Source organism: Streptosporangium sp. NPDC002544 (assembly GCF_040295965.1).
GTDB lineage: Bacteria > Actinomycetota > Actinomycetes > Streptosporangiales > Streptosporangiaceae > Streptosporangium.
In genome coordinates, this window is record NZ_JBEOWJ010000003.1 from 386,306 (window position 1) to 410,651 (window position 24,346).

The 24,346-nt window shown below is 71.3% G+C and carries 20 protein-coding genes, 2 tRNA genes and 1 riboswitch; of the genes, 17 read left to right on the forward strand and 5 right to left on the reverse strand.

What is annotated here, in order from left to right:
• Positions 1 to 73: 73 nt before the first annotated feature.
• Entirely contained in the window at positions 74 to 535 is a 462-nt protein-coding gene (locus tag ABT061_RS06505; RefSeq protein WP_350913371.1) for a hypothetical protein, read from the forward strand.
• Positions 536 to 643: 108 nt separating this feature from the next.
• Here the strand turns inward: ABT061_RS06505 and ABT061_RS06510 are convergent, their stop codons facing one another.
• The gene (locus ABT061_RS06510; protein ID WP_350913373.1) at positions 644 to 955 is read right to left on the reverse strand and encodes a YtxH domain-containing protein; all 312 of its coding nucleotides are present in this window, start codon (positions 953 to 955) and stop codon (positions 644 to 646) included.
• A 173-nt stretch (positions 956 to 1,128) separates the two neighbouring features.
• Between ABT061_RS06510 and ABT061_RS06515 the strand changes: the two genes are divergently transcribed.
• The 7 genes from ABT061_RS06515 (at position 1,129) to ABT061_RS06545 (ending at position 7,663) form a co-directional block, all read left to right on the forward strand.
• Positions 1,129 to 1,204, forward strand: a tRNA-Asn gene (locus ABT061_RS06515).
• Positions 1,205 to 1,546: 342 nt separating this feature from the next.
• A complete protein-coding gene (locus tag ABT061_RS06520) occupies positions 1,547 to 2,671 on the forward strand; it encodes a nitric oxide synthase oxygenase (protein WP_350913376.1) in 1,125 nt (374 codons plus the stop codon).
• A gap of 235 nt (positions 2,672 to 2,906) precedes the next feature.
• Positions 2,907 to 4,082: an agmatinase family protein gene (locus ABT061_RS06525; RefSeq protein ID WP_350913379.1), complete on the forward strand. Its 1,176-nt coding sequence runs from the start codon at positions 2,907 to 2,909 to the stop codon at positions 4,080 to 4,082.
• Positions 4,079 to 5,086, forward strand: a complete 1,008-nt coding sequence (locus tag ABT061_RS06530; protein ID WP_350913382.1) for an ABC transporter substrate-binding protein — start codon at positions 4,079 to 4,081, stop codon at positions 5,084 to 5,086. Before ABT061_RS06525 ends, ABT061_RS06530 begins: the two co-directional genes overlap by 4 nt.
• 16 nt (positions 5,087 to 5,102) lie before the next feature.
• Positions 5,103 to 6,050 carry an ABC transporter permease gene (locus ABT061_RS06535; RefSeq protein WP_350913385.1) on the forward strand — a complete coding sequence of 316 codons (948 nt, stop codon included), beginning with the start codon at positions 5,103 to 5,105 and terminating at the stop codon, positions 6,048 to 6,050.
• A complete protein-coding gene (locus tag ABT061_RS06540; protein WP_350913387.1) occupies positions 6,047 to 6,814 on the forward strand; it encodes an ABC transporter ATP-binding protein in 768 nt (255 codons plus the stop codon). Before ABT061_RS06535 ends, ABT061_RS06540 begins: the two co-directional genes overlap by 4 nt.
• Positions 6,815 to 6,850: 36 nt before the next feature.
• Entirely contained in the window at positions 6,851 to 7,663 is an 813-nt protein-coding gene (locus ABT061_RS06545) for an enoyl-CoA hydratase-related protein (protein ID WP_350913390.1), read from the forward strand.
• A gap of 15 nt (positions 7,664 to 7,678) precedes the next feature.
• Here ABT061_RS06545 and ABT061_RS06550 read toward each other — a convergent pair whose 3' ends face one another.
• On the reverse strand, positions 7,679 to 8,200 hold the full coding sequence (locus tag ABT061_RS06550; protein ID WP_350913393.1) for a DUF402 domain-containing protein: 522 nt from the start codon (positions 8,198 to 8,200) through the stop codon (positions 7,679 to 7,681).
• 52 nt (positions 8,201 to 8,252) lie between these two features.
• Positions 8,253 to 8,365, forward strand: a riboswitch (SAM riboswitch).
• Between the two features lie 125 nt (positions 8,366 to 8,490).
• Here ABT061_RS06550 and ABT061_RS06555 point away from each other — a divergent pair.
• The 5 genes from ABT061_RS06555 to ABT061_RS06575 all read left to right on the forward strand — a co-directional run bounded on the left by ABT061_RS06555 (position 8,491) and on the right by ABT061_RS06575 (position 15,514).
• A complete protein-coding gene (locus tag ABT061_RS06555; RefSeq protein ID WP_350913396.1) occupies positions 8,491 to 10,248 on the forward strand; it encodes an FAD/NAD(P)-binding protein in 1,758 nt (585 codons plus the stop codon).
• A 68-nt stretch (positions 10,249 to 10,316) separates the two neighbouring features.
• Positions 10,317 to 11,960, forward strand: a complete 1,644-nt coding sequence (locus tag ABT061_RS06560) for an ABC transporter substrate-binding protein (RefSeq protein WP_350913399.1) — start codon at positions 10,317 to 10,319, stop codon at positions 11,958 to 11,960.
• Positions 11,957 to 12,928 carry an ABC transporter permease gene (locus ABT061_RS06565; protein WP_350913402.1) on the forward strand — a complete coding sequence of 324 codons (972 nt, stop codon included), beginning with the start codon at positions 11,957 to 11,959 and terminating at the stop codon, positions 12,926 to 12,928. Before ABT061_RS06560 ends, ABT061_RS06565 begins: the two co-directional genes overlap by 4 nt.
• Before the next feature lie 46 nt (positions 12,929 to 12,974).
• Positions 12,975 to 13,844 carry an ABC transporter permease gene (locus ABT061_RS06570; RefSeq protein ID WP_350913405.1) on the forward strand — a complete coding sequence of 290 codons (870 nt, stop codon included), beginning with the start codon at positions 12,975 to 12,977 and terminating at the stop codon, positions 13,842 to 13,844.
• A complete protein-coding gene (locus ABT061_RS06575) occupies positions 13,841 to 15,514 on the forward strand; it encodes a dipeptide ABC transporter ATP-binding protein (RefSeq protein ID WP_350913407.1) in 1,674 nt (557 codons plus the stop codon). The genes ABT061_RS06570 and ABT061_RS06575 overlap by 4 nt, the downstream gene beginning before the upstream one ends.
• Here ABT061_RS06575 and ABT061_RS06580 read toward each other — a convergent pair.
• Positions 15,460 to 16,716, reverse strand: coding sequence for an MFS transporter (locus ABT061_RS06580; protein WP_350913409.1), 1,257 nt, complete (start codon positions 16,714 to 16,716; stop codon positions 15,460 to 15,462). The two genes, ABT061_RS06575 and ABT061_RS06580, sit on opposite strands and share 55 nt — an antisense overlap.
• Before the next feature lie 235 nt (positions 16,717 to 16,951).
• On the opposite strand from ABT061_RS06580, the gene ABT061_RS06585 reads away from it, so the two are divergent.
• From ABT061_RS06585 to ABT061_RS06595, 3 genes are all read left to right on the forward strand, one after another.
• Entirely contained in the window at positions 16,952 to 17,524 is a 573-nt protein-coding gene (locus tag ABT061_RS06585; protein WP_350913411.1) for a MarR family winged helix-turn-helix transcriptional regulator, read from the forward strand.
• 115 nt (positions 17,525 to 17,639) lie between these two features.
• Positions 17,640 to 19,289, forward strand: coding sequence for a methionine--tRNA ligase (locus ABT061_RS06590; RefSeq protein WP_350913413.1), 1,650 nt, complete (start codon positions 17,640 to 17,642; stop codon positions 19,287 to 19,289).
• A gap of 42 nt (positions 19,290 to 19,331) precedes the next feature.
• Positions 19,332 to 19,622, forward strand: coding sequence for an SDR family oxidoreductase (locus tag ABT061_RS06595; protein ID WP_350913442.1), 291 nt, complete (start codon positions 19,332 to 19,334; stop codon positions 19,620 to 19,622).
• On the opposite strand, the gene galK is transcribed toward ABT061_RS06595, so the two are convergent.
• Complete coding sequence (galK, locus tag ABT061_RS06600) at positions 19,537 to 20,655, reverse strand: galactokinase (protein ID WP_350913415.1); 1,119 nt, start codon at positions 20,653 to 20,655, stop codon at positions 19,537 to 19,539. The two genes, ABT061_RS06595 and galK, sit on opposite strands and share 86 nt — an antisense overlap.
• A 149-nt stretch (positions 20,656 to 20,804) precedes the next feature.
• Here galK and ABT061_RS06605 point away from each other — a divergent pair.
• Positions 20,805 to 20,878: transfer RNA gene (locus ABT061_RS06605), tRNA-Ile, on the forward strand.
• A gap of 399 nt (positions 20,879 to 21,277) precedes the next feature.
• On the opposite strand, the gene ABT061_RS06610 is transcribed toward ABT061_RS06605, so the two are convergent.
• A complete protein-coding gene (locus ABT061_RS06610; protein ID WP_350913417.1) occupies positions 21,278 to 24,223 on the reverse strand; it encodes a DUF6351 family protein in 2,946 nt (981 codons plus the stop codon).
• Positions 24,224 to 24,346 lie beyond the last annotated feature (123 nt).

Here is a 24,346-nt window from a genome sequence, read left to right on the forward strand (position 1 = left end):
GTACGGCCATCGCCGGACACGACACCGGACCATGCGGGGCCGTGCCGCGCCTCTCCACGCTGTGAGGATTCAAATGAAGCTCTTCCGTCGCCTGCCCGCCGAGATCCGCGGGGCCATCGATCCCGGTGACCGGGTGCTCACCTATGCCGAGGGCCCGGGCGGTTACGTGATCGCCGCGGACAGGGCACTTTACCTGGGCGGCGAGCGCCTGCCCTGGTTCCAGGTGGACCGCGGTGCCTGGGACGAGGAGGGGCTGACCGTCGTCACCACCGATGGGCGGTCGTACCGGGCGCTGCTGCCCGAGCCCGGCCGGATCCCCGAGGCCGTGCGGGAGCGGGTGACCGCCTCGATCGTGGTCAACCACTACGTCCCGCTGGACGCGCGAGGGGGAGTGCGGCTGGTGGCGAGGAGGGCCGACGCCGACCGGTTGGTCTGGGAGTTCGTCTTCGACGCGGGTCTTGACCCGGACGACGCCGGGCTGCGCGCTCTCGCGGAGCAGGCGCTTGAGGAGACCCGCAGGAGCTTCGGCGTCTGAGCCGGGGTCTGAGGGTGCCCGGACACGCGAAAGGCCCCTGGAGGGGCCTTTCGCGCCTGCGGGCCGCTCACGGGGCCCGCGGGCGCCGACAGGGCGGCACCGGCAAGATCAGTGGGGCGTATCGGTCCTTTGGTTCTCCGGCCAGCCGGTGCCCGTGTCGTCGTGCTCGTCGCCGGGCCAGCCGTTCGCCGAATGCAGGAAGGGCAGCCGGTTTCTGGCCGCGTCGCCCACCTTGGTCCTCGCCACGCCGGTGGCCTTGGAGACCTTGGCGCCCATCAGGCCGGCCGTCTCCTGCACGGTGGGGTTGTCGAAGACCCGCTGGGCCATCCTCTTGATCTGCTCGTAACGCTCCCGACCGGCGCGGCTCCCCAGGATGTAGCCGGCCGCGAAGCCCACCCCGAACATCAACCGATAACGCATGTCCACCTCCACAAGCATGTTCCGCCGGTCCCTGTCCTGTGATCACCCGCGGATGGCCATTCGTCTCGCACCTACCCCGGACTATCGATGCGACACACACCCACGGAGTGCGCTAATCTATTCCTGCGCCGCAAGGAACCGGGGACACCCGGTCCGACCAGCGCAAAGCGCAATCCCGTGTAGCTCAATCGGCAGAGCAGCCGGCTGTTAACCGGCAGGTTATAGGTTCGAGTCCTATCGCGGGAGCCAGCGTCAGAGCCCCGGAAGCCCGGCTTCCGGGGCTTTTGGCGTCTCATGTCCCGGTTTGGTGGCCTGCTCATGCCCCGATTCAGCGGACAAACCACGGTGAATCACAGAAAATGAGTGAGGCCATGCCCGGTGTCGCCGCGATCGTGGCGAGTGAGCCGGTGCGCGGTCGCCGCGGACCAACAGTGATCGCAGCGGGGAAGGGCCGCCGCGTTCAGGGCACCACGCCGCCCGGAACGGCAGTCGTGCTCGTGAGCCACAATGGGTGGTTTTTCTGTGCTGACCTGGCGAAGGTCCCGGCGGCGTGCGCCGGATCCGTTCCACGAGGTTCCCAAGGTCCCCGAGGTGCCTCCAACCGATGTGATGGCGGCGGCCGAGGACTACCTGCGGCTGTTTCACGCGGAGAATCCCGGTGCGGGGGTCCTGCGGGAGCGCCTGCGCGAGGTCCGGCAGGAGATCGCCGACACGGGCACGTACACGCACACCAGTGGTGAGCTGGTCTTTGGCGCCAGGGTGGCCTGGCGCAACAGCGGCAGATGCATCGGGCGGCTGTACTGGCGCTCGCTGCGGGTGCGCGACCGGCGGCATGTCACCACGGCCGAGGGCGTCGCCGTCGAGTGCGTGAACCACCTGCGGGACGCGGCGCCCGCCCGCCGGATCCGCCCGACGATCACCGTTTTCCCCCAGGACCGGCCGGGGGCGCCGGGACCGCGGATCTGGAACGAGCAGCTCATCCGGTACGCCGGGTACGCGATGGCGGACGGTTCGGTCATCGGGGACCCCCGCTACGTCGGCTTCACCGCGATGCTGCGCGAGCTGGGCTGGCCCGGCGGCCCCGGAAGCCCCTTCGACGTCCTCCCGCTGGCCATCTCGGTCGGGAACGGGCCGCCGCTGCTGTCCACGATTCCCGGCGACGCCGTGCTGGAGGTCGCGCTCTCGCATCCCCACCACCCGTGGTTCGAGCAGCTGGGGCTGCGCTGGCACGCGGTACCGGTCATCTCGAACATGTGCCTGGAGATCGGCGGCGTCTGCTACCGGGCGGCGCCGTTCAACGGCTGGTACATGGGCACCGAGATCGGCGCCCGCAACCTGGCCGACGCCGACCGCTACGACCTGATGCCGCTGATCGCCCGGCGGCTGGGCCTGAACACCGGCACCGACCGCTCGCTCTGGCGGGACCAGGCGCTGGTGGAGCTGAACGTGGCGGTCCTGCACTCCTTCGAGCGGGCGGGGGTGACGATGACGGACCACCACACCGAGGCCAGGCACTTCCTGATCCACCTGGAGCGCGAGGAGCGGGCAGGACGGGTCTGCCCCGCGGACTGGACCTGGATCGTGCCGCCCATGTCGGCCTCGGCCACGCCGGTCTTCCACCGTTACTACGAGGACAGGCAGCTGTCGCCGAACTTCGTCCACCACGCCGACTCCCTGGAGCGCGCACTCGGTCACCGGACTGCAACGGGAGGTTAATTCAGGGGAAACGTACCGGCGCTGCACTTGCAGTGACCCACCGAGTGGTGGGGCGCATCTAGGGTTCCGCCGCCGCCGACGCCGGGCGTCACGACCGTGAGGCCGTACGGCGACGGCGCGGGACTGGTCCGAGAGATGCAGGCGGCCGCGTGGCCGTTCCACGGCGGGACAAAAGCCCGGGAGGCCGGCCGATCCCGGCTGTCCTCCAGCCGGGGTCCAAGCTGATCGGAGCTCCATGCACTGGCACCCGTCCGCTTCCGACCCCGCCCGCCAGGGCCCCTCCGGCGCGGCCCCCTCGGGCCCCGACCGGTACGGTCCCGAGGCCCGCTTCGCCGTCGACCGCGAGGCCGAGCTGCCCACCGCCAACTGGGAGCGCGAGGTCGCCTGGGCCCTGGAGGTGGGCCTGCAGGGCGCCGACTCCATCGTCGACCGGCGCATCCCGACCTTCTCCCGCGGGGAACTGCCGCACTTCGCCGGGATCAACACCTTCCTCAAGGCTCCGTACGTCGAGGACGTGCGGCGCTGCGGCGCGTACGACGTGGCGATCCTGGGCGCGCCGTTCGACGGCGGCACGACCTACCGCTCGGGCACCCGCTTCGGCCCGCAGGGCATCAGGAAGATCTCCGCCCTGTACGGCCCCTACAGCTTCGAGCTGGGGGTGGATCTGCGCGAGTCGATCACGATGGCCGACCTCGGGGACGTGTTCACCATCCCCGGCAACATCGAGAAGACCTTCGACCAGATCTCCAAGGCCGTCTCGCACGTCTACTCCAGCGGGGCGTTCCCGGTCGTGCTGGGAGGCGACCACTCCATCGGTTACCCGACCGTGCGCGGCGTGGCCGAACACCTGTCGGGCAACCTCGGGATCATCCACTTCGACCGGCACGTGGACACCCAGGAGACCGACCTCGACGAACGCATGCACACCACGCCGTGGTTCCACGCCACCGACATCCCCAACGTGCCGCCGCAGAACCTGGTGCAGATCGGCATCGGCGGATGGCAGGCGCCCCGACCCGGGGTGAAGGTCGGTCGTGAGCGCGGCACCACGATCATGACGGTCAACGACTGCGTGGACATGGGCATCGAGGCGGCGGCCGAGCGCGCGCTGGAGGTCGCCTGGAAGGACGCCGAGGCCGTGTGGCTCTCCTTCGACGTCGACTGCCTGGACGCCGCGTTCGTCCCCGGCACCGGCTGGCCGGAACCCGGCGGCTTCCTGCCGCGCGAGGTACTGAAGTTCATCCAGATCATCGCCGACGCGGCGCCGCTGGCCGGGATCGAGGTCGTGGAGTGCTCGCCACCCTACGACAACGCGGAGATCACCTCGCTGATCGCCACCCGCGTCATCTGCGACACCCTCGGCTGCCTGGTCCGTTCCGGGCACCTGCCCGCGAGGAAGGGAACCGCGTGACGCTCCGCCGCCTGCTCGTCTCGCTCTGCCTGCTCGCCGCCTGCGCGGCGTGCGCGTCCGCCCCCGGCGGGTCCGCCGAGCCGGCCGCGTCCGGTGGGAAGAAGGCTCTCACCCTGGGCTTCTCCGCCTGGCCCGGCTGGTTCCCCTGGCAGGTCGCCCAGGAGAAGGGGCTGTTCGCCAAGAACGGCATCGAGGTCGAGCTGAAGTACTTCGACAGCTACACCGACAGCCTGACCGCGCTGGCCACCGGCAACATCGACGCCAACAGCCAGACGCTCAACGACACCCTCGCCTCGGTGTCCGGCGGGGCGAAGCAGACGATCGTGCTGGTCAACGACAACTCCACCGGCAACGACCAGATCATCGCCAGGTCCGGCATCGCCACGGTGGCCGACCTGAAGGGCGGAACCGTCGCGGCCGAGCAGGGCACCGTCGACCACTACCTGCTGCTGCTCGCGCTGCGGAAGGCGGGACTGACCGAGAAGGACGTCACCTTCAAGCCGCTGCCGACGGACGCCGCCGCGGCGGCCTTCAAGGCGGGCCAGGTGGACGCGGTCGGCGTGTTCGCGCCCTTCACCACCACCGCCCTGGGGCTGCCGGGTTCCACGGCCGTCGCCACCTCCAGGGACTTCCCCGGCGCGATCCCCGACCACCTGGTGGTGGCCGCCTCGCTGGTCGCCGAGCGGCCGCAGGAGGTGCAGGCGCTGGTGAAGACCTGGTTCGAGACCCTGGAGTGGATCGCGGCCAACAGGGCGGACGCCACCGCGATCATGGCCAGGCGGGCGGGGGTGAGCGAGGCCGACTACGCGAGCTACGACGCGGGAACCACGATCTTCTCCCTGGACGACAACCTGGCCGCCTTCGAGCCCGGCGGCACCGACGACCACCTCGACCACCAGGCCGCCCTGATCGCGAAGTTCCTCGTCGCGTCGGGCCTGGCCGACACCGAGCCGTCACTGGAAGGTCTTTTCGAGCCAAGGTTCGTCAGGAGCCTCAAGCCGTGAGTGCGGGAGCGCCGATATGGAGAGCATGCCGGGCGACCGGTTGCGGCCGGGGCGGGTTCAGCTCGCCCTGCTCGCCACCAGGAAGGTCGCGGCAGTCATGAGCGCGGGGACCGCGGAGCCCGTCGCGCCCCCCGAGGCGGGACGGCGGGCCTGGGAGCCGCTGCCCCGGCGCGCGGGCCGGCCGGGCCCGGTCTGGAAGCGGAGCTCCGGGATGTCCGTCCGTGCCCGCTGGAGTCTGCGGGCGGCCTCGGTGCTGGTCCCGCTCGTCCTCTGGACCGTCGTCGGCATGGCGGAGCTGGTCGATCCGACCTTCCTGCCGTCCCCGCTGGCCGTCCTGGAGGCGTTCGCGGAGATGCTGGGCACCGGCCTGCTGCTCGACGACACCCTCGCCAGCCTCGGCCGGGTCGGGGCCGGGTTCGGGCTGGCGGTGGCGATCTCGGTGCCGGTGGGCGTCGCGATGGGCACCTCGGCCGTGGCGCTGGCCCTGCTGGAACCGGCGGTCGGCCTGCTGCGCTACATGCCGGCCGCCGCGTTCATCCCGCTGCTGATCATCTGGCTGGGTCTCGGCGAGCCGTCCAAGATCGCGATTCTGCTGCTGGGCGTGGTGTTCTTCAACACGCTGATGGTCGCCGACGCCGTACGGCGGGTGCCGGGCGAGCTCGGCCAGGCGGCCGCCACCCTGGGCGCCCGGCGCGGCGAGATCCTCCGGAAGGTGATCTGGCCGTACGCGCTCCCGGCGGTGGTGGACGCGGCGCGGATCAACGCCGCCGCCGCGTGGAACTTCGTGGTGGTGGCCGAGCTGATCGCCGCCGAGTCCGGGCTCGGCTACCGGATCGTCCGGGCCCAGCGGTTCCTGCAGACCGACAAGATCTTCGCGGTGCTCATCGTGATCGGGGCGGTCGGCCTGCTGATCGACGTCGTGCTGCGCGTGCTGCGCGACCGTCTCGGAAGGTGGACGGCATGACCCTCGTGCTGCGCGGCGTGGCCAAGGACTACGGGACCACCCGCGTCCTGGACGGCATCGACCTGTCGATGGAGCCGGGCGAGTTCGTGTGCGTGGTCGGGGCGAGCGGCTCGGGCAAGTCAACGCTGCTGTCGCTGATCGCCGGGCTCTCCCCGGTCAGCGCGGGCTCCATCACGCTCGGCGGGGCACCCGTCGTCGGCCCCGGTCCCGAGCGCGGGCTGGTCTTCCAGTCGGGAGCGCTGTTCCCCTTCCTCACCGTCGCGGAGAACGTGGCCTTCGGACTGCGGCTGCTGCCGATCTCCGGGGCCGACCGGGAACGGCGGGTCCGCTGGTATCTCGGCGAGGTCGGGCTGTCGTCCCTGGCGGGCGCGCTGCCCCGGCAGCTGTCCGGCGGGCAGCGCCAGCGGGTGGCGATCGCCAGGGCGCTGGCGTGCGAGCCGGCCGTACTCCTGCTCGACGAGCCGTTCGGGGCGCTGGACGTGCAGACCAAGGAGGACATGCAGCTCTTCCTGCGCGAGGTGTGGCGCGACACGGGCACGACCGTGCTGATGGTCACCCATGACGTGGAGGAGGCGGTCCTGCTCGCCCAGCGGGTCCTCGTCTTCGCCTGCGGGCCCGGCAGGATCGCCGCCGAGGTCCCGATCGACCTGCCCGCCTACCGGGCCCTCGCCGTCAAGCGGACCTCCCTCTTCCTGGGCCTGCGCGCAGGCGTCGAGGACCTGGTCCGCTCGCACATGCTGACACCGGGGAGGGAAAAGGTGTAGAACGATATTCTGTAGCTCTCCGGGCGGGGAGCTCCTGTGCGGGAGCGCCCCGAGGGCTTCCGGGAGGGAGAGACGATGGTCGACCTGGTGCTGCCGTCGATCGAGCGGGGCGTGCTGACGCTGACGTTCAACCGGCCGGACCGGCTCAATGCCTGGACCGACGAGATGGGCCGCCGCTACTTCGACCAGCTGGCCGAGGCGGAGAAGAATCCCGAGGTCCGGGTGATCGTGGTCACCGGGGCGGGCAGGGGCTTCTGCGCCGGGGCGGACTTCCAGACGCTCACCGCCATCCAGGACGGCTCGTACGCGGGGGAGCCCGACCGGCGTCCCAACACCTTCCCGACCACGATCCGCAAGCCGATCATCGCCGCGGTCAACGGCGCCTGCGCCGGGCTCGGCATGGTCCACGCCCTGGTCTGCGACCTGGTCTTCACCGCCGCCGAGGCCAAGTGGACCACCGCCTTCGCCCGGCGCGGCCTGGTCGCCGAGTACGGCCTGTCGTGGATCCTGCCCCGCCTGGCCGGGCAGGCCAGGGCCATGGACCTGCTGCTCTCCGGGCGCACCTTCACCGGTGCCGAGGCCTGCGAGCTGGGCCTGGCCAACCGGGCGGTGCCGGGAGAGCGGCTGATCGAGGAGACCCTGGCCTACGCCCACGAGCTGGCGACGTACAGCTCTCCGGCCTCGATGGCCGTGATCAAGCGTCAGATCTGGGGCGACTGGCAGCGAACCCTGGAGGCGTCGGAGTCGGCCGCGGCGCGCCTGATGGTCGACTCCTTCACCCGGCCGGACTTCGCCGAGGGCGTCGCCAGCTTCGTCGAGCGCCGCGTCCCCGGCTTCCCGCCGCTGTAGTCACTCCGGCGCATCTCAGCTGACCAGGGTGAGCCAGCGCGGGGCGGCGTCGAAGGGGGCCGTGCGGGCGGTGACGGCCTCCATCAGCCAGGCGGCCGAGGCGCGGGCGCTCCGGACGACCTCGGGCGGGTAGGCGTACCTGACCCGGTGCTCCTCGAACTCGTCCTCGTCGTCCAGGAAGACCCGGCTGGTGCGGCCCTTCGCCAGGTTCCGGCGCGTCCGGATCACGTCGAGGTCGAGGTCGACCATGGTGACCTCGCCGTCGCTCCACCGTGGCACGGTGGAGATGTCGCAGTAGATCTCGTGCTTGTGCGGGGCGGAGTTGAAGGCGGCGGTCCACCAGGCGTCGCGGGGGAAGAGCATCACGAAGGCGTGCGGGGAGGCCACCTCGGGCCCGTGGCCCTTGCGGCCGACGGAGTTGGCCGCGCAGCCGGTCCACACCCCGTGTTCGTCCTCGCCGAGCAGAAGGCCGCTGTGGTTCCAGTGCAGTGATCCGTCGTATTTGCGGTAGACCACCTTCACCATCTCATAGGACATTCCCCAACATTAAGCCTTGACAGAGATCTATGTATTTCCTACCTTCTAAATAGGTTAAGAGTGTCAGTGCGAAGCCCCGGCTGGCTGACCGGCAACCCTCGCACCGCGGCGGGGTGCCCCCGGGGGAGACCTGGCGGCACGGTCGGCGTGCCGCAAGCGCGGACCCCCTCACCGGGGTCACCGAGACATGTCCGGGAGTGCCACATGTCGAAGACCAGCACACTGAACTGCGCGAGCCCCATCGACCCCGACACCCACGGCCACTACCGGCCGCACCGTAGAGCCGCCGTATGAGCGCCTCGATCGCCGTCGTCGGCGCCGGCCCGACGGGCACCTGCCTGGTGGAGCGCATCTGCGCCAACGCCGCCGACCTGCTCGGCTGGCCCTCGCTCGACGTCCACGTGATCGACCCCCACCCGCCGGGGGGCGGCCGCGTCTGGCGCCGTGACCAGCCCGAGCTGCTCTGGATGAACTCCGCCGCCGCCGACGTGACGCTCTTCACCGACGAGTCGGTGCGCTGCGAGGGGCCGATCCGTCCAGGCCCCACGCTGGCCGAGTGGCTCGGCGGGGACCCCGGCGCCTTCGCCTCCCGCCCGGCCCAGAACGGCTACCTCTCCCATGTCTTCAGGCACGCGGTGGCGACCGCCCCGCGCGGGGTCCGGGTGCACGTGCACCCGGTCCGCGCCGTCGATCTCGCCGACATCCCCGGCGGCCAGGCGGTACGGCTGGAGGACGGCCGGACGATCGAGGTCGACGCGGTGATCCTGGCCCAGGGACACGGCGACGTGACCCCGAACGGGGAGGAGCGGGCGCTGGCCGACCTGGCCGCGCGCGGCGGGCTGCGTTACCTGCCCACCGGATACGCGGCCGACCTCGACCTGGACGGCATCCCCGCCGGAGAGCCGGTGATCGTGCGGGGGATGGGGCTGGCCTTCGTCGACCTGATGGTGCTGCTCACCTCGGGCCGGGGCGGCCGGTTCGTCCGCGAGTACGACGGGGAACTGGTCTACCTGCCCGGCGGGCGGGAGCCCCTCCTGCACGTGGGATCGCGGCGCGGCGTGCCGTACCACTCCAAGACCGGCTACCCCTTCGAGGGCGCACACCCGCCGGTGCCGCGCTTCCTCACCCGCGAGGCGCTGGGCGAGGGCCCGTGGAACTTCCGCCGGGACGTGTGGCCGCTGGTCGCCAAGGAGCTCGCCTTCGCGTACTACCACGAGCTCATCACCGCCCACCCCAAGCGCGCCAGGCTGGACTGGGCGGCGTTCGCGGAGGCGTTCGCCGATCAGGAGTGGCGCAGCCCGGGTATGCGCAAGCTGATCCGTACGGCCGTGCCCCGGCACCTGGACCGGCTCGACTTCGACCGGCTCGACCGGCCGTTGGCGGGCATCAGGTTCGGTGACCGGGCGGGGCTGCAGAAGTGGATGCACGGCTACCTCGCGGTCGACCTGGAACGGCGCGCCGACCCGGCGCACAGCGCCGACCACGCCCTGATCCTCGGGCTGCTCTCCGTCTACGGGGTCCTGGCCGAGCTGGGCGTCTCCGATCCGTGGTTCCACGGGTTCTTCAGCTACCTCGCCAGCGGCCCGCCGGGACCCCGGCTTGCGGAGCTGCGCGCCCTGGCCAAGGCAGGGGTGGTCACCTTCCTCGGCGCCGACCTCAAGGTCGACCACCACGAAGGGCGCTGGCGGGCACAGAGTCCCACCGTGCCCGGCGGCGTGACGGCCACGACCCTCGTCGAGGCCAGGCTGCCCGCGCCCAGCGTGAGCCGGGCCACCGACCCGCTCATCGGCGCGCTCCGCGACCGGGGCGAGCTCGACGAGAAGTCGGGGCTGGTGAACGTGCGGGCCGCGGACCGCCGCCTGGTCGACAGGTCCGGCACCCCGCACTCGCGCAGGTTCGCCTTCGGCCCCTGGGTCGCCGGCGGCCAGGTCACCGGCGGTTTCGCCAGGCCCCGCCGCAACGCCCCGCTCTTCCGCCACGCCGACGCCCTCGCCCGGATCGTCCTGTCCGAGGCCGTCGGCACCCAGATAAGACGGCACGTCGCGTGAACCCCACGACAGATCGCATGGACCCGGTCCCGAACGAGCACGACGCACCACAGCACAAGGAGAAGAACGTGAAGTTGCGATGGGGCGCTCTGACGCTCGCCGGGGTGCTGGCGCTCGCGGCCTGCGGAGCCGAGAGCGGGACCCCGACCACGGCGGCCGGCGCGAAGGGCGGCACCGGCGGCGACGGAGGATCGCTCGTGTGGGCGGTGGAGACGCAGCCGATCACCTTCAACCCGCACCAGTGGGGCCAGAACAAGGCGCGCCTCCTGGTCCACAACCAGTTCGACGCGTTGATCGCCCGAGGCGGGAACGGTGATTTCCTGCCGTGGCTGGCCACCTCCTGGCAGGTTTCCAAGGACGGCCTGACCTACACCTTCGAGCTCCGTGACGACGTGACCTTCCACGACGGTGAGAGGTTCGACGCCGCCTCGGTGAAGGCCAACCTCGACCAGCTCGTCTCACCCGGCTACAACGCCGCGGTCAGCGCCATCCAGCTGCGCAACTTCGACCACGCCGAGGTGAGCGCCCCGTACACCCTGAAGGTCACGCTGAAGGCCCCGGACGGACTGTTCCTGGACTTCCTCTCCTCCCCGCTCGCCGGCCAGGTCTCCCCGAAGTCGCTGAAGAACGCCAAGGACCTCAAGGCGGGCGGCGTCGACGTGGTCGGCACCGGGCCGTTCATCCTCGACCGGTTCACCCCCGGCCAGGAGGTCCACTACCGGCGCAACCCGAACTACAACTGGCCGCCCGCCGGCGCCGCCCACCAGGGGCCGGCACACCTGGCCGAGGTCACCTACCGCTTCCTGCCCGAGGCGGCGGTGCGGGTCGGCGCGCTCACCTCCGGGCAGGTACAGGTGATCGAGGGCGTGCCCGCCACCGAGATCGGCCTCATCAAGGGCAACCCGGAGCTGAAGCTGGAGACCAGCCTCAACTCCGGCAGCGCGTTCTCCTACTACTTCAACGTCTCCCGCCCCCCGTTCGACGACAAGCGGGTCCGCGAGGCGTTCCGCGACGCCGTCGACGTGGACGCCGTGCTCGACTCCGTCTACCAGGGCACCGCCAAGCGGGCCTGGAGCGTCATCGGCCAGGGCAGCCCGCAGTTCTACGACCCCTCGCTGGAGAACACCTTCGGCAACGACCCGGCGCGGGCCAACAAGCTGCTCGACGAGGCCGGCTGGGGCAGCCGGGACGCCGAGGGCTTCCGGGTCAAGGACGGCAAGCGGCTGACGGTCCGCACGGTCAGCTCCGCGCCGTTCGTCCGGGACCGCCGCGACATCCTCGCCCAGGCCGTCCAGGCGGCGGTCAAGCAGAGCGCCGGCATCGACTTCCAGGTCAAGCTCGTGGACCAGGGCACCGCGCAGAAGGCCACCGACGAGAACGAGTACGAGATCTTCGAGAACTCGCGCGGCGACACCGACGCCGGGGCGGCGCTCAACCTGATCCTGCCGAAGGGCGCCGCGATCAACCGCACCAGGTTCCAGAGCGCGGAGCTGGACAGGCTGCTCGCCGACGCGTCGGCGACCTCCGACCTCGCCGAGCGCAAGGAGCTCTACGCCAAGGTGCAGAAGACCGTGGTCACGGACGAGGCGCTGCTGCTCCCGCTGTACGTGCCCGCCGACCAGATCGCCTACGGCGCTGGCGTCACCGGCATCACCTTCGAGCCGGTCTCCGGCACCCCCAACAGTGCTTATGACCTCCGGATCGGGACATGAGCACCCTCGTACTCACCCGGCGGCGGGGGCTGGCCGCCGCCGGGTGGCTCGGCCCGGTGGCCAGGCGGCTCGGAGCGGGTGTCGCCGTGCTCTGGGCCGCCGCCACCGCGGCCTACCTCGCGCTGATGCTCGCCCCCGGCGACACGATCGACGTGCTGATCGGCGACGGCCTCGACACCCCCGAGCGGCGGGCGCAGATCATCGCCGAGTGGGGGCTGGACCGCTCCCTGCTCCAGCAGTACGGCGACTACCTGCTCCGCCTCCTCCAGGGCGACCTGGGCCACTCCTACGTCCTGCAGCGCGGTGTGGGGGAGATCCTGGCCTCCCAGATCTGGCCGACGGTCCAGCTCGCGCTCACCGCCGCGACCTTCGGGGTGCTGCTCGCCCTGGTGCTCGCCCTGGCCACCGCCGGGCGCCGGTCCTGGCTCGGCGGCCTGGTCGGACTCTCGGAACTGGCCGTCGTCTCGGTCCCGCCGTTCCTCGTCGGCATCCTGCTGCTCGCCGTCTTCTCCTTCACCCTCGGCTGGTTCCCCGTCTCCGGTGACCGGGGGTTCGTCTCGCTCGTACTACCGGGACTGGCGCTCGGCCTGCAGATCGCCGGGGTGCTCGGCCAGGTGCTCCGCGAGGGCCTGGAACGCGCGCTGGAGGAGCCGTTCGCGGTGACCGCGCGCTCGCGCGGCATCACCGAGTGGCGGCTCGTCGCCCGGCACGCCCTGCGCCACGCGCTGCTCCCCGCCGTCACCCTCACCGGCTGGTTCACCGGCTTCCTGCTCGGCGGCGCGATCATCGTGGAGGCCGTGTTCGGCCGCCCCGGGCTCGGCCAGGTCACCGTCGGCGCGGTGAGCAGCAAGGACCTGCCCCTGGTGATGGCGGTCGTGCTGATCTCCGCTCTCGCCTACGTGACGGTCAGCACGATCGTCGACCTCGCCTACCTCGCGATCGACCCCCGCCTGAGGAGGAGCAGATGAAGATGCCGATGGCGCCCCGGTCGCCGTACCGCCCGGGGAGGAGCCGATGACGACGGTCGCCGAGGTGCCCGGTGTCGTGACCGCGGCTCCCGCTCCGGCGCGGCGCCGCCACGCCTTCAGGGTGCCGCTGGCCGTGCCGCTGCTGTTCCTGGTGGTGGCCGCGGTCGCCGCCGTCGCGCCCGGCCTGCTGACCGGCGTCGACCCGCTGGCCGCCGACCCGCTGCACGCGCTCGCCGGGCCGAGCGCCGAGCACTGGTTCGGCACCGACCACCTCGGCCGCGACGTGCTGTCGCGCGTCGTCCACGGCGCCGGGCACTCGCTGAGCATCGGCGCCGCCGCCATCGGCCTCGCAGCCGGGGCGGGTGCCCTGCTGGGCGTCCTGGCCGGACTGTCCCCCCGCTACCTCGACGAGCTGCTCAGCCGCCTGTTCGACGTGGTGGCCACCTTCCCGGAGCTGCTGCTCGCCCTGCTGGTCATCGCCGTCACCGGTCCGGGAACCGGCAACGTGATCCTCGCGATCGGCATCGCACAGATCCCCAACTATGCCCGCGTGATCCGTGCCCAGACGTTCGTGGTGCGCCGCTCCGGCTACGTCGAGCAGGCGGTCACCTTCGGCCTGGCCAGGCCGGTGCTCGTCGCGCGCCACGTGCTGCCCAACGTGCTGGGTCCGCTGCCGGTGCTCGCCACGATCGGCATGGGCACCGCCATCATCGCCACCTCAGGTCTCAGCTTCCTCGGCATGGGGCCGCAGCCGCCCAGCCCCGAGTGGGGCTCGATGCTGTCGGAGGCCCGTAACTACCTGCGCGTCGCCTGGTGGACCGTGCTCTTCCCCGGGCTCTCCGTCACCCTGACCGTCATCAGCCTGACGCTCGTCGGGCGCCGCCTGCAGCGCCGTTTCGAAGGGAGAGACCGGTGAGCCTCATCGACCTCGAGGACCTGCGGGTCGGCTTCCCAGAGGCCGGGGTGGAGGCCGTACGGGGGGTGAGCCTGTCGATCGAGGCGGGCGAGTGCGTGGCGATCGTCGGGGAGTCGGGCTCGGGCAAGAGCGTCACGGCCAGGACCCTGGTCGGGCTGACCGGCCCCGGCGCCTCGGTCACCGCCTCCCGGTTCACGGTCGACGGCCGGGACGCGCTCGGGTTCGGCGCCCGCGACTGGCGGCGGTTGCGCGGCCGGTTCGCCGGGTTGGTGCTTCAGGACGCGCTGACCTCGCTGGACCCGCTCCGCACCGTCGGCGACGAGATCGCCGAGGTGCTCGCCACCCACGATGTCGTACCCCGTGCGGCCCGGAGGGAAAGGGTGATCGAGCTGCTGGACGCGGTCGGGGTGCCGGAGCCGGAGGTGCGCGCCCGGCAGTACGCCCACCAGCTGTCCGGGGGGCTGCGCCAGCGGGCCCTGATCGCCTCCGCCATCGCCGCCGACCCGCCACTGATCATCGCCGACGAGCCGACGACGGCGCTCGACGTCACCGTGCAGGCCCAGATCCTGCGCCTGCTCGCCGCCCGCAAGGCCACCGGGACCGCACTGCTCATGATCAGCCACGACCTCGCCGTGGTCTCCGCCATCGCCGACCGGGTAGTGGTCATGAAGGACGGGGTGATCGTCGAGGAGGGGGAGACGGGGCGGGTGCTGGCGCGGCCCCGGCACGACTACACCAGGCTGCTGCTCGCGGCCGTACCCTCCGCGATCTCGCGTGGCACCCGGCTGTCCGCCATCGCCGCCGGGGGCGTCGCGCTGCGCACCCCGCTGCCGGAGCGGACCGTGGACCACGCCGCGCCGATTCTGAAGGCCTCGGGGCTCTCCGCCGCGTACGGCTCGCGCACCGTGGTCGACGACGTGTCCTTCGAGGTCTTTCCCGGCGAGACGCTCGGCATCGTGGGGGAGTCCGGTTCCGGCAAGACCACGGTGGCCCGGCTCGTCCTCGGCCTGCTCGAACCCGCCTCGGGAGAGGTGCTGCTGGGCGGTGAGCCCTGGTCGGGCATTCCCGAGCGCGGACGACGCACCCGCAGGTCCCGGATCCAGGTGATCTCCCAGAACCCGCTCGGGTCGTTCGACCCCCGCTACACGGTGGGCCGCCTGGTCGCCGAACCGCTCCGCGGCGCCTCCTCCGGGAGCGGATCCCACCGCGGGGCCTCCTTCGGGAGCGGTTCCCGTCGCGGGGCCCCGGCCTCGTGGCGGAAGGACCGGGTGGCCGAGCTGCTCGACCGGGTCGGGCTACCGGCCGACGTCGCGGGACACCACCCCCGGCGTCTGTCGGGCGGCCAGCGCCAGCGGGTGGCCATCGCCAGGGCGCTGGCCACCCGCCCGGACGTGCTCGTCTGCGACGAGCCGGTCTCCGCGCTGGACGTGTCGATCCAGGCCCAGGTGCTCGACCTGCTCGCGGAGATCCAGGCGGCGGACGGGACCGCGATGATCTTCATCTCGCACGACCTGGGGGTGGTCCACCACGTCGCGGACCGGGTGCTGGTCATGCGCGCCGGGCGGGTCGTGGAGGAGGGGTACGTGGATGAGGTGTTCTTCCTGCCCGAGCACGACTACACCCGCGAGCTGCTCGGCGCGGTGCCCAAACTGGTCTCCGCGGGGCCCTGACCGAGAGCGCGGACGTCGGGCAGGAGCAGGACGCCCAGGCAGGAGACGGCCAGCAGCGCAGCCGCCCCGTAGAGGGTGGCCGTCGCGCCCGCCGCACCGGCCAGCGGTCCGGCCAGGGCCATGCCAAGGGGCATCAGCCCGAGGGAGAGCAGCCAGTCGTAGGCGGACACCCGTGAGATCGCCTCGGCGGGGATGTGTTCCTGCACGGCGGTCTCCCAGAGCGGGGACATGAACGCCAGGCCGCCGGTCGCCAGCCCGAAGGCCGCCGCGACGGCGAGCGCGGGCGCGCCGGCGGCGAGCAGGGTCAGCGGGAGCGCGCCGAGCGCGAGCGCGATGTTGGCCACTACCAGGGGGCGTCGGGGCCTCGCCCGGAGTGCCAGCAGCGCGCCGCAGAGGGCGCCGACCGTGCCGCCCTGCACGATCGTGCCCCAGGCGAGCTCACCGCCGAGGCTCGTGACGGCGATCACCGGCCCGATCGTGATCATGGCGCAGCGGGCCAGGTTCCACAGCGAATGGCCGATGAGGTTCGTCCAGTACCACCGGTGGCTGCGCAGCAGCGCCCAGCCCTCGGCGAGCTGCCTGAGGAACCGCTCGTGCGGCACGGGCGGGATCGGCCCGAGCCGGAGGCGGCCGAGCAGCACCGCGCTGGCGGTGAAGGTCGCGGCGTCCAGCAGCAGTGCCCAGCCGGGGCCGGCGGTCAGCGCGAGGGCGGTGGCGATCCCCGGGCCGAGCAGTACGGACCCGCGCTGGGCGATCGCCATGAGCGCGTTGGCCCCGGGGAGGTGCTCGGCCGCCACGGTGGCGGGCACCAGACCGGTCGTGGCGGGCAGGAAGAACGCGGAACCGGCGCCGGAGACCGCGGCCAGTGCCGCCAGGTGGACGATGTCGACGGTGCCGGTGACCAGCTCGACGCCCATGGCGGCGTGGGCGAGGCCGCGGACCAGGTCCGCGCCGATCATCACGCGGCGGCGCGGCAGCCGGTCGGCCCAGACGCCGCCGGGCAGCATCAGCGCCACCATGGCGATCGACTGGGCGGCCAGTACCACCCCGAGGTCGGTGACCGAGCCGGTCGCGGTGACGATCGCCAGCGCGAGGGCCACCGAGGTGACGGAGTCGCCGAGACTCGACAGGGTCTGGCCGGCCCACAGCAGGCGGAAGCGGGGGTCCCGTAAGGGGACCCAGGAGTCTCGCAGGGGGGTCATGGGGCGAAATTACTACGAAATCAAAATATATGCATCCGTATAAATGATGACCCGATGGAGCGCCGTGTCACCCGAGGGTGACCGGGGCGGTGCCCGGCATCGCGGCGGCAATGGGTCGCGGGTGTCCGCCGTGATGACGCCGTGATGACAGCCGTGATGGCAAGGGGGCATTGGTGCACCGGCCCGTCAGGGCCGAGGCCGACCGCCGCGACGAGGGCCGCGTTACCCTGTGGGCATGTCAGAGCCTGACTCCGTTGATCGGCACATCGCGCACTGGTCCCGGGAGCTGTCCGACCTCGACCCGCAGATCGAGGGGATCTTCACACGGATGCAGATGATCGTGCGGCTGCTCAGGCGCAACAAGGACAGCTGGCTGGCCGCCGGAGGACTCAAGCACTGGGAGTTCCAGGTCCTGCAACACCTGGTCGCGGCAGGGCCGCCCTACCGGGCGACCCCGTCGCTGCTGGCCGAGTGGCTCGACACCCACCCGGCCACGATGACCAACCGGCTCGACCGGCTGGAGCAGGCCGGATACGTCGACCGCGTGCACGACCCCGGCGACCGCCGCCGACTGCTCGTCGCACTGACCCCGGCCGGGCGTGCGATCTGGCAGGAGCGGATGGACGACAGCGGCCTGGAGGAGCAGGACCTGCTCGCCCCGCTCGACCCCGGCGACCGTGAGCTCCTCGACGACCTCCTGCGCCGGATGGTCCGCGCGGCGGAGGCGGGCGGACCGCCGCTGATGCCCGACTGGCCGTCAGGCCCGGACACGGAAAACCGCATGTCGAACCGGGGAACGGCTGGTTAGCATGAGAGCATGACCTTCTTGGTGATGCTCTCCCCCGCAGCCGGGGTCACCTGACGTCTTCTTGAGGCCCTGAAACGGGGCCTTGATCTGTTTTCGGGCTCCAGCGGAGGTTCCGATGTCCCGAATCCTGCTCACCACGACCATCCCGTACGTCAACGCCCGTCCCCACCTGGGTTTCGCCCTGGAACTCGTCCAGGCGGACGTGCTCGCCAGGCACCACCGCCTGCTCGGCGACGAGGTCAGGTTCCAGACGGGCACCGACGACAACTCGCTCAAGAACGTGCGGGCCGCCGAGGCCGAGGGGATCGCCGTACGGGATCTCGTCGACCGCAACGCCGCCGAGTTCGCCCGGCTGGCGGGACCGCTCTCGCTCTCCTACGACGACTTCATCCGTACCAGCGCCGACCCCCGGCACCGGCCCGGTGTCGAGCGGTTCTGGCGGGCCTGCTCCGCCGACCTGTACCGCAGGCACTACGAGGGCCTCTACTGCGTCGGCTGCGAGCAGTTCTATCCGTCCGACGAGCAGTGCCCCGAGCACGACGCCCCGCTCCAGCGCGTGTCCGAGGAGAACTGGTTCTTCCGCCTGTCCCGCTACCGCGACGAGTTGTACGGCCTGATCGACAGCGGCCGCATTCGCGTCGAGCCCGCCGAGCGCCGCAACGAGATCCTGGCCTTCATCGCCGCAGGGCTGTCCGACTTCAGCGTCTCCCGCTCCCAGGCGCGGGCACGCGGCTGGGGCATCCCGGTGCCGGGCGATCCCGGACAGGTGATCTACGTGTGGTGGGACGCGCTCGGCAACTACCTGACCGCGCTGGACTACGCGAAGGGAGAGCACGACGACTGGTGGTCCGGCGCCGACCGGCGGATCCACGTGCTCGGCAAGGGCGTCCTGCGCTTCCACGCGGTCTACTGGCCGGCGATGCTGCTGTCGGCGGGGGAGTCGCCGCCGACGGACATCCTGGTCCACGACTACCTGACCGTGGACGGCCGGAAGATCAGCAAATCGACCCTCTCCGGCGGTGTGGGCGCCGCCACCGGAGTCCTCGACGTCTCCGGCGGTCCCGGCGCTTCGGGAGGCCTCGATGTCTCCGGCCGCTCCGGTGCCGGCTTCGCGGGAACCGATCTCTCGGCCGTCGACCCGATCGGGCTCGTCGAGGCGTACGGCGTGGACGCGGTCAGGTGGTGGCTGCTGCGGGAGGTGCCCAGGGTCGGCGACGTCGACTTCACCGCGAGGCGGCTCATCGCCCGCCACGACGGCGAGCTGGCCGACGGGCTGGGCAACCTCGTCAACCGGGTGGTCAGCATGGTCCACCGCTACCGGGACGGGATCGTGCCCGAAGAGCGTGAGACGGCTCTGGACGAGGTCAGAGGTCAGGCCCGAGGCGTGATGACCGAGGCCCTGGAGGCGTTCGACTTCCGCGCGGCCACCGCCGCCGTCTACGCGGTCGCCGAGGAGGCCAACCGGTACGTCAACCGCACCGAGCCGTGGCGTCTCGCCCGTGAGGGCTCGCCCCGGCTCGATGCGGTCCTCGGCACTCTGGTCGCCACCTGCAGGGAACTGGCGGACCTGCTGGCCCCCTTCCTCCCGGACGCCTCGGCGCGGATCGCCGGCCAGTGCCGGGGAGAGCGGCTTGCCGATCCGGTCCCGCTCTTTCCTCACCACCGCCCTCGGGGTCCCGCCCCGGCCCGTGCGGAACAGCGGATGACGTCATCCGTCCCCTCACCGCACCCGAGCATCGTCACCGCGAGGAAATCCGGCGGGTGAAGCGGGCTCTGGAGGCCGCTCGCGAGGAGGAACGCCGCCGGCATCGAGCGGGTGGCGCGAGCCCGGGAGGTCGCGGCCGCGATCGTCCACCTGCTCTCCGACGACGCCGGCTTCATCACCGGTGCGACCGTGCCCGTCGACGGTGCCCGTCGACGGTGGGCGGTCGGTGCTCGCCCGCGATCCCGAGTCATCCGGATGAGCACGGAGCGTGATGCCCCATCGCGTCGGGGCCGGCCGGATGGGTCGCTCAGGCCAGTCGCCGTGCTCCCGCCGCCGGGGTCGCCGGGTAGATCTCCGGTGCGGCCCAGCCACGCTCGGCGTAGGCCCGGGTAACGGCCTCCCGTACGGACTCCACCCGCTCGTCGGTGACCAGTGCGATCGCCGAGCCGCCGAACCCGCCGCCGGTCATCCGCGCCCCCCGGGCACCGCCCCTGACCGCCGACTCCACGGCCACGTCCAGCTCGGCGCAGGACACCTCGAACTGGTCGCGCAGCGACAGGTGGGAGGCGTTCAGCAGGGCACCGATCTCCCGTACCGCTCCGGCCCGCAGTAGCCCGATCACCGCCTCGACCCGGTGGTTCTCCGTCACCACGTGCTGGGTGCGCCTGCGCTCGTCGCCGCTCAGCCTGGCGAGGGCGCCACCCAGGTCGGTGACGTCGCGCAGCGCGTCGAGGCCCAGATACTTCGCGGCGTTCTCGCAGTCACGGCGGCGGCGGGCGTACTTCCCGTCGGCGAGCTCGTGGCGCACCCCGGTGTTGATGATGAGCAACTGGAGGCCGTGGCTCGCCAGGTCGAACGGGATGCTCCTGGTGCTGAGGCTCCGGCAGTCCATGAACAGGGCCTTCCCCTCCTCAGCGAGGGCCGAGGCCGCCTGGTCCATGATCCCGCACGGCATGCCCACGAAGTCGTTCTCGGCCTTCTGTGCGTCCAGCGCGATCTCCATCTTGGTGAGGCCGAGCTCGTACAGCTCGTTCAGCGCCGTACCGACGACCACCTCAAGCGCCGCGCTCGACGACAGCCCCGCTCCCTGGGGCACATCCCCGTCGATCACCACGTCCGCGCCCCCGACCGGGTGCCCGGCCCCGCGGAGCACCCAGAACATCCCGGCCACGTAGCGGGTCCAGCCCTCGGCCTGGTCGAGCGTCGCGAGCGTGACCGGCTCGTCCACCTGCAACGACCTCAGCCGGATCACCTCGTCCTCGCGCGGCGAGACCGCCGCGGTCACCCCCCACGGCACCGCGAACGGCAGCACGAATCCGTCGTTGTAGTCGGTATGCTCCCCGATCAGGTTGACCCGCCCCGGCGCGTACCACACCCCGGCAGGCTCCGTTCCGTACGACTCCCGGAAAGCTTCAACAACGCGCATGATCCAACACTCCTCAACAAGGTCCACCGTTAGGGTAGCGAGTCCCTGGAACCAGGCTCCGCCAAAGGTCACATCTTGAACCCGTCCCGCCCGGCAAGTGTGCGAACAGCGCCCACGTTTGGTTGAATGCCGCAGTACGGCGTGCACGAGGGGCGGTAGCTCAGCCGGTTAGAGCAGGGGACTCATAATCCCTGGGTCGCGGGTTCGAGTCCCGCCCGCCCTACCCCTTGTGATCATGAAGAAAGCGCCCCTGACCTGCCTATTTGCAGTCTAGGGCGCTTTCGTCATGTCCGGCTGTCCACGGCTGTCACTGATCGTTTGCGGCTGACCGTGCCGAAGTTCCAGGGAGATCGTCAGGCTTCACCGAGCGCTTCGGAGATCCGGCGCTCGGCGGTCTCGTCCTGGCTGACGATGCACTTTGCGTAGATCTTTAGGGTTGCGTTCACGGACGCAACCCGGCGTGCCCTCCGCTCCCCGGAACGCGTCCCCGGAACAAGCGAGTGGCGGAGCACCGATGTGCTCCGCCACTCGCCCTGCCAGGTGACCTGGACCTATGTAGAACCATGCAGACCTATATGGGCCTATGCGGGCCTATGCGGGCCTTGCGCGGCCGCCGGGACCATCAGAAGCGCTGCCAGGTGTTCTTCGTGCGCTGCTGGGACACCCCGGGCTTGGAGTAGTCGCACACCCCCTGAGGGAAGATCGTCCGCAGCCGTTTCCACTGCTCGTCGGTCCACTGCGCCGCGTAATCGTCGCGCTTCGGCTGGGTCAGCCGGCACGTGATGATGTCGGCGGTGACGTCCTCTCCCGCCACCTCCCGGGGGAAGGACGCGGTCGGGTACAGCCGCTCGCACTCGCTCGCCGGATCGCGCTCGAGTGTCTCGGCCACGAACCGTGGCTTCTCGTCGCGGGTGTTGCAGCCCTCGACCAGGGTGTTCGGCCGCGCGGTGGTGATCCGCTCGATCGGCTTGCCGCCGGGGCGGACGCCGGCGAGGTTCGTCAGCCAGTGATCCATCTGGGTCACCGCGTGCCGTACCAGCGAGCTCTCGGTGCTGAACAGCCCGTATCGGGCGTCCTCCAGCAGGCTGACGTGGTTGGCCGCGGTGCCGTTGGCCTCCTTCAGCCGTTCCCGCATGGAGAAGGTGTGGTAGCGGACGTGGATGTCGCCCCAGGACACGTCGTCCCAGTACGAGCGGTAGTCGATGATCGGCGTCCGGGCCAGCCCGCGACCGCCGCTGATCACCCGCCCGGTGCGGTAGGCGATCTTGGTCGCCTTCGGGTCGGCCTCGGTCCGCCGCGGCACGACGTTTGCGTCGGCGTCGAGGCCGCCGATGTGCTCGTTGAGGTCGAGGAACTGCTCCGGCGTGATGTTGCCATCCTTCAGGGCGCCGAGCCCGTACTGGATGCCGACGTTGTCCAGCGGCCTGCGGGCGAAGCCGGTGGCCGGGTCGGCGCCGTAGATGTTGATCGTGTGGTCGTAGACACCGCAGCGGACGCCGGTCGGGTTGGAGATCGGGTTGTAGCGCTGCTGCTCGGGGACGATGTCGCAGTCCAGCCGCGGGTCGATCCGGTTGGCGCCCCGCGACATGGCGGACACCATGGCCGCGGTTGCGAAGCCGGAGGCCCGGCGCTTCTGCTCGTCCGTCCACGGAACCATCGTGCCGGAGGTGAAGTAGGTGTTGAGCAGCCGCGCGTCGGTGAGGAAGTTGACCGTGCTGATGCCGACCTCGGGGAACGAGCAGCCGACGACGATGCCGTCGAAGATGCCCGGGTAGTTGTCGGCGATCTGGTGGGCCTGGTACGACCCGCCCGAGCAGCCGTAGCCGATCGTGTGCTCGATCGGCCCGTGCCTCTCGACGAACAGCTCCTTCGTCATCATCGCCGACTCGGCCGCCGTGACGTCGTTGCAGTTGCTGCCGAAGACATTCAGCGAGGACGACATCAGCGCGAACCCGCGGCCGAGCATGAACGCGTCGGTGACGGTGCCGGTGCCGCTGCCCGACCGGTACCACCCGCCCGCGCAGCCGCCGCCGAGGGTGAACACGGCCCGGCCGTTCCAACCGGCGGGACGCACCGTGGGGGACGGCGCGGGCTCGGCCAGCGGGTCGTGCAGCATGCTCATCTGGACCACCGCACGGTTGGCGGTGGCCGTCTCCATCCGGACGATGAACTTGGTCAAGACGCCGAGCGAGTTCATCGTGGTGGCCAGGTCGGTGGGGTAGGCGGTGGCGCCGGCCGGCCAGCGCTTGTACGCGTCGGCGGTGGTCCGGTAGAAGTAGTCGACCCGGGGGGCGATCGTGCAGTTCGCGTCGAGTGGCTCGCCGAGCCTGCCGCCGATCACCGGGATCGCGAACGCCGCAGTCTCGCAGGCGAACGGCTGCTCGTGCGGGCCGGAGAACACCGGGCCCTGCGCGGGGTAGTTGACCAGCGTGATCGAGGCGCGCGGCCGGTGGGGCGCCTGCGCGGTGACCTCGACCGTGTTCTTGCCCTCACGCAGCCCGGTCACCAGCCCGACGAGCTCGCCGGTGCCCGGCCCGGTCTGGAAGGCCGACGTGACGTCGGTCCGGCCGTTCAACGTCACCTGGAGACTCTCGCGCGGGACGGCGCGGGGCAGCTCGATCCGGAGCAGCGAGTCGCCTCCGGTCGCCATGTCGGCCCGGCCGGAGATCGCGGAGATCCGGAGCTCGTCCGGCCCAGACTCGTCCGGCTTGGCGGTCACGGTAACCGTGACGGTCGCGGTCGAGCGCTCGGAGTCGTCGCCGACCCCGTAGGTGAACGTGTCAACGCCGACGTACCCGCGGTCGGGGTTGTAGCGGAACGACCCGTCCGCGGACGTCGTCAGGGTGCCGTGGGCCGGCTCGGACCACGCCGCCACCGCGGGCGTGACGTCGTCGGGGAAGCTGTCGTTGCCGAGCACGCCGGGCGCGTCGGCCACCAGCTCGGTCCCCTCCATGACGGTGTGGAAGTCGTCGGCGGCGGTGGGGTGCGGCGTGGGCGGTCCCTCACCAGGTGCCCGGACGACCACCTCGTACAGGCGGGCCGCGTTCGTGCTGTGCCGCGACTTCTTCGTGATCACCAGGCGGAGCGTGTCGGTCACGAGGTCGGTGCTGAACGTGACCACCGGCTTGGTGTTGTCGACCGCAGTTCCGACGGTCACCCAGCCGTCATCGGTCTGGGCTTCGACGGTGAAGTCCACCAGGACCGTGTCGGCGAAGGGGTTGGGCCAGCCGGAACCGCTGTAGATCCCGACCGTGCCGACCCGGGTCTTGGCCGGGAACTTGATCGTCAGCGTGGGGGTGGCTTCGCTCGCCGACGACATCCAGCGGGAGGACTCCGCGCACAGGCCGTCGACGGCGTTCTTCGCGCCGTAACTGGAGCTGAAGGTCGAGGACGCCGTGACGGTCGCCCCCATCGCCCGATGGCCGGTGCATTCGATGTCCGATGCCTGGGCGGAGTTCTGCGTGGTGGTCTCGGCCGACAGCGGTGCGGCAGCCAGATGGCCCGCTGCCAGCAGGGCGGTGGTCAGCAGCGCGATGACCGAGGACCTCAGGTGCATCCTCGCGGACACGACGTCTCCTCGTCTGGGGGTGGGGATGGGGGTGGTAGGCGTTTGACGAGGGCATCGAGTTCGTGCGGGCCCGCTCGGGGTTCACTCGGGCCGTCGGCGGGGTGGACACTCGGAGGCCGGCCG